General features: G+C 72.9%; 11 protein-coding genes. 2 read left to right on the forward strand and 9 right to left on the reverse strand.

The features are described from left to right. Positions 1-186 precede the first annotated feature (186 nt). Positions 187-1098 (reverse strand): NUDIX hydrolase, encoded by a 912-nt coding sequence (locus QSK20_RS14855; RefSeq protein WP_285789325.1) that lies wholly within the window; start codon positions 1096-1098, stop codon positions 187-189. Between the two features lie 113 nt (positions 1099-1211). Further along, positions 1212-2159, reverse strand: coding sequence for an NUDIX hydrolase (locus QSK20_RS14860; protein ID WP_285789203.1), 948 nt, complete (start codon positions 2157-2159; stop codon positions 1212-1214). Between the two features lie 144 nt (positions 2160-2303). On the opposite strand from QSK20_RS14860, the gene QSK20_RS14865 reads away from it, so the two are divergent. Then, positions 2304-2597: a PspC domain-containing protein gene (locus tag QSK20_RS14865; RefSeq protein ID WP_285789204.1), complete on the forward strand. Its 294-nt coding sequence runs from the start codon at positions 2304-2306 to the stop codon at positions 2595-2597. Between the two features lie 3 nt (positions 2598-2600). Here QSK20_RS14865 and guaA read toward each other — a convergent pair whose 3' ends face one another. The 6 genes from guaA to guaB all read right to left on the reverse strand — a co-directional run bounded on the left by guaA (position 2601) and on the right by guaB (position 11927). Continuing rightward, positions 2601-4154: a glutamine-hydrolyzing GMP synthase gene (gene guaA, locus QSK20_RS14870; protein ID WP_285789205.1), complete on the reverse strand. Its 1554-nt coding sequence runs from the start codon at positions 4152-4154 to the stop codon at positions 2601-2603. A 181-nt stretch (positions 4155-4335) separates the two neighbouring features. Further along, the gene (locus QSK20_RS14875) at positions 4336-6039 is read right to left on the reverse strand and encodes an FAD-dependent oxidoreductase (RefSeq protein ID WP_285789206.1); all 1704 of its coding nucleotides are present in this window, start codon (positions 6037-6039) and stop codon (positions 4336-4338) included. 85 nt (positions 6040-6124) lie between these two features. After that, the gene (locus QSK20_RS14880; RefSeq protein ID WP_285789207.1) at positions 6125-7579 is read right to left on the reverse strand and encodes a M1 family metallopeptidase; all 1455 of its coding nucleotides are present in this window, start codon (positions 7577-7579) and stop codon (positions 6125-6127) included. 120 nt (positions 7580-7699) lie between these two features. Further along, positions 7700-9109, reverse strand: coding sequence for a M1 family metallopeptidase (locus QSK20_RS14885; RefSeq protein WP_285789208.1), 1410 nt, complete (start codon positions 9107-9109; stop codon positions 7700-7702). A 108-nt stretch (positions 9110-9217) separates the two neighbouring features. After that, entirely contained in the window at positions 9218-10336 is a 1119-nt protein-coding gene (locus QSK20_RS14890) for a GuaB3 family IMP dehydrogenase-related protein (protein ID WP_285789209.1), read from the reverse strand. Positions 10337-10364: 28 nt separating this feature from the next. Beyond that, entirely contained in the window at positions 10365-11927 is a 1563-nt protein-coding gene (gene guaB, locus QSK20_RS14895; protein WP_285789210.1) for an IMP dehydrogenase, read from the reverse strand. Positions 11928-12111: 184 nt separating this feature from the next. Here guaB and QSK20_RS14900 point away from each other — a divergent pair, with 184 nt between their 5' ends. After that, complete coding sequence (locus QSK20_RS14900) at positions 12112-12525, forward strand: DUF5319 domain-containing protein (RefSeq protein ID WP_088982122.1); 414 nt, start codon at positions 12112-12114, stop codon at positions 12523-12525. A gap of 82 nt (positions 12526-12607) precedes the next feature. On the opposite strand, the gene QSK20_RS14905 is transcribed toward QSK20_RS14900, so the two are convergent. Further along, complete coding sequence (locus tag QSK20_RS14905) at positions 12608-13423, reverse strand: response regulator transcription factor (protein WP_285789211.1); 816 nt, start codon at positions 13421-13423, stop codon at positions 12608-12610. Positions 13424-13653 lie beyond the last annotated feature (230 nt).

Consider the following 13653-nt stretch of genomic DNA (forward strand, 5'->3'; position numbering starts at 1 on the left):
GTCAAAGCGGAGTACACCATTGCACAGTGGCACGGGACTTGGCGATAGCTACCGGCGGCACTTATCTCCTACAAACAGCGTGAATCGCCCGGTTATTCCCGATCGCGGGCTGAGAGCCCTTTTCTCCGCCAATCTCAACTGCCGACTCTACCGGAGCGGGTCGATGTCGGCTCGGCGAGCAATCGGCTATCCGACCAGACGAAGGGCCTGCGCGGCGATGTCGGTCAATGGCAGTTCGGCGGCGTCCCGGCGGTCGAACCAGGCGGCCCGCGCGGTGGAACCCCCGGCCAGTTCGGTCACCTCGGGCTCGGTCGGCGCCTCCACCACCACCCGGTAGAGCACCCGGACGCCGTGCCAGTCCAGCGGCCGGCCCTCCGGCCCGAGCGCGGCGGGGTTGTGCAGGCTGCTGGCGTCGAGCAGCGCGGTGACCCGGCCGAGCTGGCCGGACTCCTCGACGATCTCCCGCAGCAGCGCGGTCACCGGCTGCTCACCGTGGTCGGTCCCGCCGCCCGGCAGGTGCCACCGGCCGGCTCCCGGGTACCCCTCCGCGATGAGGGTGAGCAACACCCGTTCCGCCGGGTCGGTGACCAGCCCGTACGCCCCGAAACGCTGCCGCCGGTCCAGTGCCGGCGGGCCGTACGGGATACGCGGCGCGGCCGGGGGCACGTCCTCGGGCAACGGCGTGACCGGCAGTCCTAGCAGCTCGGCGGTGAACGGCATCAGCGGCAGGCCGGCCGCCTCCCCCGGTGAGATCCACGCCACCAGGTCGGTCGTTCCGTCCGGTTCGTGGCGGAGCGCACCGGACACGCCGGTGACGCGGTAGATGATCCGATCGGTGTGCAGAGCCTCCCCGATGTCGGGAAGGCGGACCACGTCGGCCACCACCGCTTCGAGCCCGGCGACCCCGACCGCGAGCCCCGTCTCCTCGGCGAACTCGCGGACCACCGCGTCCGCCGGGTGCTCGGCGTGCTCCAGCCCGCCACCGGGCAGCTGCCAGACGCCGGGAAAGTCGGCCAGCGCGGACGCCCGGGTCAACAGAACGCGCCCGTCCGCCCCGGTCAACAGCCCGTATGACCCGACCCGCCGCCGCGCCACCAGTTCCCCCATGACCCCTCCCCCGCTCACCCCGCCCCGCTGATCATGAGGTTAGCCGTGCCCGCGTCGACACGTCGGTGTCGTGCTCGGCATATCCGGGGTGCGGGGTGGTCGGGTCAGGCGAGGTCGGCGGCCTGCACGGCTTCGGCGGTCACCTCGGTGAGCCGGTCGGCGGGCAGGGTCTCCAGCTCGTCGCGGGCGAACCAGCGGGCCTCGCAGGTGGAACCGCCGACATCGGCCACGGTGGGCGGGGCCGGCCGGTCGACCACCACCCGGTAGAAGGCACGGACGCCGTGCCAGTCGATCGGATAGCCCTCGGGGCCGAGGGAGGCGGCGTCCCGGTGGCTCGCCACCCCGAGCAGCCCGACCAGGCGACCGGTCTGGCCGGTCTCCTCGACGAGTTCCCGGATCAGCGCCGCGCCCGGCTGCTCGCCGTAGTCGGTGCCCCCGCCGGGCAGGTGCCAGCAGCCCGCGCCCGGATAGCCGTCGGCCACCCGGGTGAGCAGCACCCGTCCCTCCGGGTCGGTGGCCACCGCGTACGCGGCGAAGCGCTGCGCCCGGTGCAGCCCGTCCGGACCGGGGACCGCGTAGAAGGAGGGGAACTCGGGAGCCTCGTCCGGCACCACGTCGACGGCACCCGACGGCAGCCCCAGGGCCCGCGCGGTGAACGCGCGCAGCGGCAGCCCGCGCGCCTCCTCCAGGGTGAACCAGCGGGCCAGGTCGGTCGGCCGGTCGACCCGGTCGGTGAGCGTCCCACCCCGGACCGAGACCCGGTAGATGAGGCGGTCGGTGTGGATGGTGATGCCCCGGTCGGGCAGGGCCCGCATGTCGGCGAGGACGTCCGCCAGGCCGGAGACGGCGACGGAGAGCCCGGTCTCGGCGGCGGTCTCCCGGACGACCGTGTGGTTCGGGTCCTCGCCGTGGTCGACCGCCCCACCGGGCAGGGACCACGTGCCGGGGGTGCCGGCGCGCTCCGATGCGCGGACCAGCAACACCCGGCCGACTGAATCGGCACAGACTGCGTACGCCGCGATCCTGCGGAGCGGCTCCAGCATGGTGGTCACGGGGCTGAATTCTCCCCCTGACCAGGTACGACATCGAAAAACAGTCAGATTCCTGACGGAAAGCTTCCCCCTCAGGGATCGATCAGGGTATAGATCCGGGCCCTCACCGAGGGCAACCGGGCGGCAACCGGAGAGGGTGGAGCCATGACATGGACGAGCCCCTCATCCCAGCAGGCCCCGTACAAGCAGCTCCGCAGGCCGACCACCGACCGGATGGTCGCGGGGGTCGCCAGCGGCCTCGGTCGCTACTTCGACGTCGACCCCACCCTGGTCCGGGTGGTCTTCGCGGTGTCCGCCCTGTTCACCGCCGGCGTGGCGCTGCTGGCGTACCCGGTCGTGTGGTTCCTCATGCCCGAGGAGCCGCCGGACGCGCCGGCCTGGCCGCACCCGACGGACACCAGGGCGTACCCGACCTCCGGCCCGCCGCCGGCCGGGTGAGCGTCACTCCCACTCGATGGTGCCCGGGGGCTTGCTGGTCACGTCCAGCACCACCCGGTTGACCTCGGCCACCTCGTTCGTGATCCGGGTGGAGATCCGGGCGATCACGTCGTACGGCAGGCGGGACCAGTCGGCGGTCATCGCGTCCTCGCTGGAGACCGGACGGAGCACCACCGGGTGACCGTAGCTGCGCCCGTCACCCTGCACCCCGACGCTGCGCACGTCGGCGAGGAGGACCACCGGGAACTGCCACACGTCCCGGTCCAGCCCGGCGGCGGTCAGCTCCTCGCGGGCGATCAGGTCGGCCTGACGGAGCAGGTCCAACCGCTCCCGGTCGACCGCGCCGATGATCCGGATGGCCAGGCCCGGCCCCGGGAACGGGTGCCGCCAGACCATCGCCTCGGGCAGTCCCAGCTCCAGCCCGAGCGCCCGGACCTCGTCCTTGAAGAGCGTGCGCAGCGGCTCCACCAGGGCGAACTTCAGATCCTCCGGCAGCCCGCCGACGTTGTGGTGGCTCTTGATGTTGGCGGTGCCGGTGCCGCCACCGGACTCGACCACGTCCGGGTAGAGGGTGCCCTGCACCAGGAACTCGACGTCCCCGTGGGCGGCGATCTCCCGGGCGGCGGCCTCGAAGACCCGGATGAACTCCCGGCCGATGATCTTGCGCTTCTGCTCCGGGTCGGTCACCCCGGCCAGCGCGCCGAGGAACCGCTCCTGCGCGTCGACCACCTTCAGCTTGATGCCGGTGGCCGCCACGTAGTCCTTCTCGACCTGCTCCGCCTCACCGGCGCGCAGCAGACCGTGGTCGACGAAGACGCACGTGAGCTGGTCACCGACCGCCTTGTGCACCAGGGCGGCGGCGACCGCCGAGTCGACCCCGCCGCTGAGGCCGCAGATGACCTCCTTGTCGCCGACCTGGGCGCGGATCCGCTCGACCTGCTCGTCGATGATGTTGGCCGGCGTCCAGGTCGGCTCGATGCCGGCGATGTCGTAGAGGAAACGCTGGAGCATCTCCTGGCCGTGCGCGGTGTGCCCGACCTCCGGGTGGAACTGCACACCGGCCCGGCGGCCGGCCACGTCCTCGAAGGCGGCGACCGGTGCGCCCGCCGACTCGGCGGTCACCGTGAAGCCCTCCGGGGCCTCGGTCACGCAGTCGCCGTGGCTCATCCAGACCGGCAGCTCGGCCGGCAACTGCCGCAGCAGCACCCCGGCGTCCACCCGGGGACGCAACGGCGTGCCGCCGTACTCCCGGCTGCCGGTGCGCGCGACGGTGCCGCCGAGGGCCCGGGCCATCGCCTGGAAGCCGTAGCAGATGCCGAAGACCGGCACGTCGGCGGTGAACAGCCCGGCGTCGACCTGCGGCGCGCCCGGTTCGTAGACGCTCGACGGGCCACCGGACAGGATGATCGCCGCAGGGTTCTTCGCCAGCATCTCGGCGACCGGCATCGAGTGCGGCACGATCTCGGAGTAGACCCGCGCCTCACGCACCCGGCGCGCGATGAGCTGGGCGTACTGGGCTCCGAAGTCCACCACGAGGACAGGGCGAGGCGTGCTCATGTGCAGAAAGCCTACCGACAGTCACCCCGGTTCCCTGCAGCGGCCGGGCATGCTCGGTGTGGCGGGCGGGGTGATGTTGGTTGCAGGGGGCCCTTCCTACCGTTTTCTGCCGAGGAAGGGCCCCCTGCAACCACCTCGGCGGGGCAGCGACCGCACCCGGCGCGGGGCAACTGCGGGGCGCTTACGGGGAGTGTCGGAGCGCGCCCGGGGCGTCGGCAGGGACGGCCGGTCGGCGCGGTGCCACGGGGGCGATCCGGCGGTACGGCGCGCCGAGCGGCGGCCTCGGGTCCGGGTCGCCCCGGTTCGGCCAGAACGCCATCGCCCGTTCCGCCTGGGCGGCGATCGTCAGTGACGGGTTGACGCCCAGGTTCGCCGAGACCGCCGCGCCGTCCAGCACGTGCAGGCCCGGGTGACCGAAGACCCGGTGGTACGGATCGATCACCCCGCTGGCCGGGTCGGCGCCGATGACCGCGCCCCCCAGGAGGTGCGCGGTCATCGGGATGTCGAACGGCTCGGTCAGCGACCCGCCCGGCACCCCGCCGATCTCCTCGGCGAGCAGTCGGGCCGCCTGGTTGCCGGCCGGGATCCAGGTCGGGTTCGGTTCGCCGTGCCCCGGGCCGGAGACCAGCCGACGGCCGAGCGGGCCACGCCGCAGCCGGGTGGTCAGCGAGTTGTCCGCCGACTGCATCACCAGGGCGATCACCGTCCGCTCCGACCAGCCGCGCACGGACAACATCCGGGCCGCGAGACCCGGCTGCCGGAACAGGATGCCCAGCCAGCGGCGGAGCCGGTGCGGGCCACCGTCGACCAGCAGCGACTGGAACAGCCCCATCGCGTTGGAGCCGCGCCCGTAGCGGACCGGCTCGATGTGGGTCTGCGCGTCCGGGTGGAACGAGCTGGTGATCGCCACTCCCTCGGTGAAGTCCAGCCCCTCGGCCCGGGCCCGGCGGCGGGGCACCGCCGCGCCGAGGATCGCCTCGGAGTTGGTCCGGGTCAGCTCGCCGAGGCGGGGCGAGATCCCGGGCAGCGCCCCGGTGGCCCGCATCTCGTGCAGCAGCCGCTGGGTGCCGAGCGCACCGGCCGCGAGGACCACCTGGTCGGCCTCGAACACCTGTCGTCGCTTCCGGAGCCAGGACCCGGTGCGGACGGTCTCCACCCGGTACCCGCCGCCGGGGGCGGGCCGGATCGCGGTCACCGTGGTCAGCGGGCGCACCTGCGCACCGAGCCGCTCGGCGAGCCAGAGGTAGTTCTTGACCAGGGTGTTCTTGGCCCCGTGCCGGCAACCGGTCATGCAGGAGCCGCAGTGGGTGCAGCCGGTCCGCTCCGGGCCGGCCCCACCGAAGTACGGGTCGGCCACCCGCTCGCCGGGGCGGCCGATGTGCACGGCGACCGGGGTCGGGTGCACGGTGTGTTCGACGCCCATCCGCGCGGCCACCGCCCGCATCACCCGGTCCGCGCCGGTCTGGATCGGGTACGTGGTGACGCCGAGCATCCGCTTCGCCTGGTCGTAGTGACCCGCCAGTTCGGACCGCCAGTCGGCGATGTCCCGCCACTGCGGGTCGTCGTAGAAGGCGTCCAGGGGTTCGTAGAGGGTGTTCGCGTAGACCAGGGAGCCGCCACCCACCCCGGCCCCGGAGAGCACCAGCACTCCCCCACCGGTCTTCCGGTCGGACGGCCGGAGCAGGCTGATCCGCTGGATGCCGTAGCAGCCCAGCCGGGGGGCCCAGAGGAACCGCCGCAGCCGCCAGGAGGTCTCCGGGAACTCGTGGTCGGCGAACCGCCGGCCGGCCTCCAGCACGCCGACGGACCAGCCCTTCTCGGCCAGTCGCAGGGCCGCCACACTGCCCCCGAACCCGGAACCGACGACCAGTACGTCGTACCGCATGGACGCCATCATCTACCGGCCGGTAACCCGGCGCCAGGGGCACTTTTCGCACCCTCCGGCAGAGGCACCCGGCCGGACGGAGAAGCTAGCGGGGGCGCTCGGGACGCTGCGTGCCGAACAGCCACGCGTCGAAGAGCGCGTCGAGCTGCCGGCCGGAGACCTGCTCGGCCAGGGCCACGAAGTCCTCGGTGGTGGCGTTGCCGTCGCGTTTGTCGGCGGCCCAGTCCCGCAGGAGACGGAAGAACACGTCGTCGCCGACGGTCACCCGCAACGCGTGCACGGTCATCGCGCCGCGCTGGTAGACCGACTCGCTGAACAGCTCGTCCGCGCCCGGGTCGCCCGGAGGGGTACGCCAGAGCGCCGACGAGGAACCGGTGTACGCGGCGTCGAACGCCTGCTGGGCGGTCCGGTCGCCCTGGTGCTCCGCCCAGAGCCACTCGGCGTAGGTGGCGAGGCCCTCGTTGAGCCAGATGTCCTGCCAGCGCTGGAGCGACACGCTGTTGCCGAACCACTGGTGGGCGATCTCGTGCACGACGATCCCGGTGTTCTCACCGGAGTCGAAGAACCCGGCGGAGTAGACCGGACGGCTCTGCGTCTCCAGCGCGTAGCGGATCCGGCTGTCCGAGATCACCACCCCGCCGTACGCCCCGACCGGGTACGGCCCGAAGACGGTCTCCAGGTAGTCGGCGACCTGGAGGGTGCGCGCCATCGACGTGTCGGCCGCGCCCCGGGGGATCCGGGAGCTCACCGCCGTGACCACCGGCCGGCCCTTGTGCTCGCCGGTCTCCATCCGGTACTCCCCGATCACCAGCGTGCTCAGGTAGCTCGCCATCGGGGTCCGCTCGGCCCACTTCCAGGTGGTCCAGCCGTCCGCGCTGGCCCGGCCGGACGGCACGCCGTTGCTCACCGCGACCAGCCCGTCCGGCACGGTCACCTCGATGTCGTACGTCGCCTTGTCGGAGGGGTGGTCGTTGACCGGGAACCAGGTGCTCGCCGACTCCGGCTGGCCGAGCGCGATCGCCCCGTCGGAGGTGTGCAGGAAGCCGCCCTCGCCGAGCGCCTCGTTCTCCAGCGGTCGGGGCTTGCCGTCGTAGCGGACCTCGACCTCGAAGCCGTTGCCGGCGGGGAGGCCGGCGGCGGGCACGACGGTCAGCTCCGCCCCCCGGTGGGTGTGCGCGGCCGGCGCCCCGTCCACGCTGACCGCCCGGACGGTGAGCCCGGCCAGGTCCAGGTTGAGCCGGGACAGGTCGACGGTGGCGGTCGCCCGGACGGTGACCACACCGGCGAGCCGGTCCTGCGCCGGGTCGTAACGGACCTTCACCGCGTACTCGCGGACGTCGTAGCCGCCGTTGCCGTAGTTCGGGAAGTAGGCGTCCCCCGCCCCGGGCGCACCGGGGACGAACTTTCGGACACTCGGCGACGAGGCGGACGGCTCCGGGACGTCCTCCGGCTCGGGCGGTGACGACTCGCAACCGACCACCAGCAGTCCCGCCGCCAGCAGCAGTGCGGCGCGGCGTGTCGTACGCCGTACCTGTGTCATCGCAACCTCCAGGAGACGGCGCGGCTCATCCGCGCGGCGGGCCGGAGTGCCCATGACCGGTACCGCCGGCTCGTCCGCCACGGCCGGGCCGACCGGGCGTTCCGATGATCACACACCCGGTCAGGGCATGGCCGGGGCGGTGTCGCCGACCAGCCAGGCGTCGAGGAGCGGACGCAACGACCGACCGGAGAGGCGTTCGGCCAGCAGCACGAGGTCGCCGGTGGTCGCATTGCCGTTGCGCCGTTCGAGGGTCCAGGTCCGCAGGATCCGGAAGAAGGCGTCGTCCCCGACCGTCCGGCGCAGGGCGTGCACGGTGAGCGCACCCCGCTGGTAGACCGCGGTGGAGAACAACCGGGCCGGGCCCGGGTCGAGGGTGGGCATCGACCAGTCGGTCACCGCGTACTGCCGCTCGAAGCTCTGCTGGGCCGTCCGGCCGCCGGTGTGCTCCGTCCAGAGCCACTCGGCGTAGGTGGCGAAGCCCTCGTTGAGCCAGATGTCGCTCCACCGGGCGACCGAGACGCTGTTGCCGAACCACTGGTGGGCCAGCTCGTGCGCGACCACGTTGGGGTTCGGCTGCCCGTCGGCGAAGAACCCCGGCCCGTACACCGGGCGGGACTGGGTCTCCAGGGCGTACCCGACGCGCGGGTCGGCGACCGCGATCCCGCCGTACGACTCGAACGGGTACGGCCCGAAGAGGGTCTCCAGGTAGTCGGCGATCTCGGTGGTGCGGTCCAGGGACCGGGCGGCGGGGCCGTCGGCGGGCAGCCCGGCGGCGACCGCGGTGACCACCGGCCGCCCCTTGTGCACACCGGTCCGCACCCGGTAATCCCCGATCACCAGGGTGCTCAGGTAGCTCGCCATCGGGGTCCGCTCGGCCCACTTCCAGGTGGTCCAGCCGCCCGCGCTGGTCCGTCCCTCCGGTACCCCGTTGCTCACCGCCGCCAGGCCGTCCGGGACGGTGACCTCGACGTCGTACGTCGCCTTGTCGAACGGGTGGTCGTTGACCGGGAACCAGGTGCTCGCCGACTCCGGCTGGCCGAGCGCGACCGCGCCGTCGGAGGTGTGCAGGAAGCCGCCCTGCCCCAGGCCGGAGTTGGTGACCGTGCCGGGCACCCCGGCGTACTCGACCACCACGGCGAACCGACGGCCCGGCGCGATCCGCTCGGCCGGGGTGACCACCAGTTCGGCGTCGTCCCGCCGGTGCGTGGACGGCCGGCCGTCCACGGTGACCGCGGAGACGGTCAACCCGACCAGGTCGAGGTTGAACCGGGTCAGCGCCTGCCGGCTGGTGGCGGTCACCGTGGTGGTGCCGTCGAGCCGGTCGGTGGCCGGGTCGTAGCGCACCCGCAGGTCGTACCCGGCGACGTCGTAGCCGCCGTTGCCGTACCGGGGGAAGTAGCGGTCGCCGATGCCGGCGGCGCCCTCGTCACCGGCGGGATCGGCCTTCGGGGTGCAGCCGGTCAGGGCCGGCACGACGACGAGGGCCAGCACCACGGCGACGAGCCGGAACCGGCCCGGACGGTCGGTCACGGGCCGGTTCCGGCAACGGTCAGCAGTCGCCGAGGGCGTCCTCGCCGGAGGTGGTGGCAGGGGACCCCTCCTCATCGAAAAGCGGTAACAGGGGACCCCTGCTACCAGCTACCGGTCCAGGACCAGGCCGACCTTCTGGAACTCCTTCAGGTCGCGGTAGCCGCACTTGGCCATCGCCCGGCGCAGGCCGCCGAAGAGGTTGAGCTGGCCGTCCGGCTCGTCGGCCGGGCCGAAGAGCAGCCGCTCCATCTCCCCGAGCGGCTCGCCGGCCGTCTCGAACGCGCCCCGCGGCAGCGACGGGTGGCTCGCCGCCGAGTGCCACCAGGCGCCGCCGGCCGGAGCCTCCGCGCAGAGCGAGAGGGGCTCGCCGAGCATCACCGCGTCCGCGCCGCAGCCGAGCGCCTTGGCGATGTCGCCGGAGGTCTGCACGTCACCGTCGGCGATCAGGTGGACGTACCGGCCGCCGGTCTCGTCGAGGTAGTCCCGGCGGGCCGCCGCCGCGTCCGCGATGGCGGTCGCCATCGGCACCCGGATGCCGAGCACCGACTCGGTGGTCGACCAGCCGTCGCCACCGATGCCGACGATCACCCCGGCCGCGCCGGTGCGCATCAGGTGCAGCGCCGTCTTGTAGTCGGTGCAGCCGCCGACGATCACCGGCAGGTCGAGGTCGGCGATGAACTCCTTGAGGTTCAGCGGCTCGTCGGTGGTGGAGACGTGCTCGGCGGAGACGATGGTGCCCTGGATGACCAGGATGTCGACCCCGGCGTCCAGGATCACCGGAGCCAGCGCCAGGGTGTGCTGCGGCGACACCCGCACGGCCACCGTGCCGCCCCCGGCCCGCAGCTCCCGGACCCGCTCGGCGATCAGGTCCGGGCGGATCGGCTCGGCGTACACCTCCTGGAGCCGCTTGGTGGCCCGGGCGTCCTCGCCGAGCCCGGCCAGTTCCTCCAGCACCTTGGTCGGGTTCTCGTACCGGGTCCAGAGCCCCTCGACGTTGAGCACGCCCAGGCCGCCGAGCTGGCCGAGCCGGACCGCCGAGGCCGGGCTCATCGTCGCGTCGGACGGGTGCGCGACGCAGGGGATGCCGAACTGGTACGCGTCGAGCTGCCAGCCGGTCGAGACGTCGTCGACGTCCCGGGTCCGCCGGCTCGGCACGATGGCGATGTCGTCCAGGTGGTAGCCGCGCTGCGCGGTCTTGCCCAGCCCGATCTCGACCACGTCACGCATGGGGGTCTCCAGTTGTCGCAGGGGATGGTCAGCGGGTGTGGTAGTTCGGCGCCTCGACGGTCATCTGGATGTCGTGCGGGTGGCTCTCCTTGAGGCCGGCCGCGGTGATCCGGATGAGCTGCCCACGGCTGTGCAGCTCGGGGATGCTCTCCGCGCCCGCGTACCCCATCGCCAGCCGCAGGCCGCCGATGAGCTGGTGAGCGACCCGGGAGAGCGGCCCCCGGTACGGCACCTGACCCTCGACGCCCTCGGGGACCAGCTTCTCGTCGCTGGTCACGTCCTGCTGGAAGTAGCGGTCCTTGGAGTAGGACTTGGCCTGGCCCCGGGACTGCATCGCGCCCAGCGAGCCCATGCCCCGGTACGCCTTGAACTGCTTGCCGTTGACGAAGATCAGCTCACCCGGGCTCTCCTCGCAGCCGGCCAGCAGGCTGCCGAGCATCACCGTGTCAGCCCCGGCGACCAGCGCCTTGGCGATGTCGCCGGAGTACTGGATGCCGCCGTCGCCGATCACCGGGACGCCGGCCGGGCGGGCGGCGCGGGCCGCCTCCATGATCGCGGTGATCTGCGGCACGCCGACCCCGGCGACGATGCGGGTGGTGCAGATCGCGCCCGGCCCGACACCGACCTTGACGCCGTCGGCGCCCGCGTCGACCAGCGCCTTCGCGCCGGCGTACGTGGCCACGTTGCCGCCGACGACGTCGACGCCGGTGTCCTTCTTCAGCTGGCGGACCATCTCCAGCACGGCCCGCTGGTGCCCGTGCGCGGTGTCCACGATCAGCACGTCCACGCCCGCGTCGACCAGCGCCCGGGCCCGCTTGTACGAGTCCTCGCCGACCCCGACGGCGGCGGCGACCCGGAGCCGGCCGGCGTCGTCCTTGGTGGCGTTCGGGTACTGCTCGCTCTTGGTGAAGTCCTTGACGGTGATCAGCCCACGCAGCCGGCCCGAGTCGTCGACGATCGGCAGCTTCTCGACCTTGTGCTGGCGCAGCAGGGTCAGCGCCTCGTCCTTGCTGACCCCGACCGGGGCGGTGACCAGCGGGGTCCGGGTCATGATCTCGCGGACCGGGGTGCTCGGCTCGGTGACGAAGCGCATGTCCCGGTTCGTGACGATGCCGACGAGCTGGCCCTCGGCGTCCACCACCGGCACGCCGGAGATGCGGTACCGCCCGCAGAGCGCGTCGACGTCGCGGAGGGTGTCGTCCGGGCTGGCCGTCACCGGGTTGGTGATCATGCCGGACTCGGAGCGCTTGACCAGGTCGACCTGGAGCGCCTGGTCCTCGACGGAGAGGTTGCGGTGCAGCACGCCGATGCCGCCCTGCCGGGCCATGGCGATGGCCATCCGCGCCTCGGTCACCGTGTCCATCGCGCTGGAGAGCAGTGGCACGGAGAGGCTGACGTTGCGGGTCAGCCGGGTCAGCGTGTTGACCCGGCTCGGCACCACGTCCGACTCGCCCGGCTGGAGCAGCACGTCGTCGAAGGTGAGGCCGAGGGGCACCACCCGCGCCGAGCCGGCGGGCAGTTCCGGCAGGTGGCCACCCAGCTCGCCGGGCTCGACACCCGTCGGACGATCAGTGCTGGGCGAAATATCCACGATTGCTCTCCTGAGCTGCTCGTTACGGGCTTCGTGAGGTGGTGCGCGGCACCGGAACACGCCGCCGAACGCGGGCGCGTCACCCCATCGTACCTATTGAGCTGGGCGGCCCCGGGCGGCGGCGCGGCGGGCGCCGGGCGGCCTGGGGCAGGCGGGCGGACGACGTTGGGTCTACGGTGAGGGGGTGCACGACGAGCCCATCGACCCGTTCAACGGCGACCCGGCCGACCCGGCCGCCGGCCTGCACGACCCCGGTGACGACGACTCGCTCGAACCGCTGACCGACGTCGAGCGGCAGGACGTCCTGGAGGACCTGGCGGACCTCGAGATCTACCAGGCGCTGCTGGCGCCGATCGGGGTCCGCGGCTTGGTGATCGAGTGCGAGGACTGCCACGAACCGCACTACTTCGACTGGGACCTGCTCCGGGGCAACCTGCGCCACCTGCTCAGCTCGGGGCGCCCCCGGGTGCACGAGCCGGCCTACGACCCAGATCCCGACCACTACGTCACCTGGGACTACGCCCGGGGCTACGCCGACGGGGTGCACGACACCCTGACCGAGTCCGGCGACGACGACACCGACTCCTCCGGCGACTGACCCGCCTCCGGCCGGGCGTCCGGATCGGTTCCGCCAGCCGGCGTCCGGGACCAGGTCAGACGCCCGGCGTCCGAGGAGCGGCTCAGGCGACCAGGCCGGCGCGGAATCCGGCGGCGACGGCGTGCGCCCGGTCCCGCGCACCGAGCTTGCGGAAGAGCCGACGGGCATGGGTCTTGACGGTGTCCTCCGAGACGAACAGCTCCCGGCCGATCTCGGCGTTGCTCTTCCCCTCGGCCATGCCGAGCAGCACCTGGAGCTCCCGCTCGGTCAGCCCGATCCCGCCCCGCCCGCGTCCGGCCGGCTCGGGTCGGCGAGGCTTCTGCGCCGTCCGGCCGGACTCCGGCTCCGCGTCGTCGTCCGGTTCGTCGTCGCCGCGCTGGACCGGAACCATCGCCGGGCCGCCCGGTGCCTCCTGCCCCGGCCACTCGGGCGGCGTCGCGGCCGGGGCACGACCGCCCGGACGTCCGGTCGCGCCGACGACGGCGGCGGTGTCGAGGGCCGGGTCGGTGATCCGGCGACGTGACGACCGTCCCGGTGCGGTGAGCAGCAGGAGGGCCTTGGCGACCGCGCTGGTCAGATCCTGGTCGACGCCCTGGATCAGCCCACGCGCCCCGGCGCTGATGGTCGCCGCCGCCGCGCCGGACTCCTCCGCGCCGAGCAGCAGCACCGCCGCCTGGGGGGCCCGGGCCAGGACGCGCCGGACGAATCCGGCGCTGTCCGGGCGGGTCAGCGCGGTGTCGGCGAGCACCACGTCGGGCGGTTGCTCGGCGAGGCGCAGCATCACCTCGGGATCAGAGACGGCGGTACGGACGACGGCGGACAGGCCCAGCCTGGCCGCTGCGGAAGACAGGTGCTGCGCCGCCAACGGGGTTCGGACGCAGACGAGAACCGTACGCACAGTGGGGTCTCCTCTCCGTCAGGAAGCAGACCACGGGCGGCGCTGATCATGAGGGCGTTCCGGGCAATTCTCCGAACTTTTCCGACATATGGGGCCTTTGACGCGAGTTGCCGGAGCTTTTCGATCACACACGTGTGAGCGGGCGAACGGCAGGGTATCGGAGGGGCCAGGCCGGACCCGGCGTGCTCGCGCGAACCGTCGCCCGGGACGGCCTGACAGACCATCGCGGC

Origin of the sequence: Micromonospora sp. NBRC 101691 (assembly GCF_030269285.1) — a bacterium.
Taxonomy (GTDB): domain Bacteria; phylum Actinomycetota; class Actinomycetes; order Mycobacteriales; family Micromonosporaceae; genus Micromonospora; species Micromonospora echinospora.

Bases quoted from the DNA above. Each gene is read 5' to 3' on its own strand.
- QSK20_RS14865 (WP_285789204.1), top strand. From the start codon at position 2,304: ATGACATGGACGAGCCCCTCATCCCAGCAGGCCCCGTACAAGCAGCTC.
- guaA (WP_285789205.1), bottom strand. From the start codon at position 4,154: ATGAGCACGCCTCGCCCTGTCCTCGTGGTGGACTTCGGAGCCCAGTAC.
- QSK20_RS14875 (WP_285789206.1), bottom strand. From the start codon at position 6,039: ATGCGGTACGACGTACTGGTCGTCGGTTCCGGGTTCGGGGGCAGTGTG.
- QSK20_RS14880 (WP_285789207.1), bottom strand. From the start codon at position 7,579: ATGACACAGGTACGGCGTACGACACGCCGCGCCGCACTGCTGCTGGCG.
- QSK20_RS14890 (WP_285789209.1), bottom strand. From the start codon at position 10,336: ATGCGTGACGTGGTCGAGATCGGGCTGGGCAAGACCGCGCAGCGCGGC.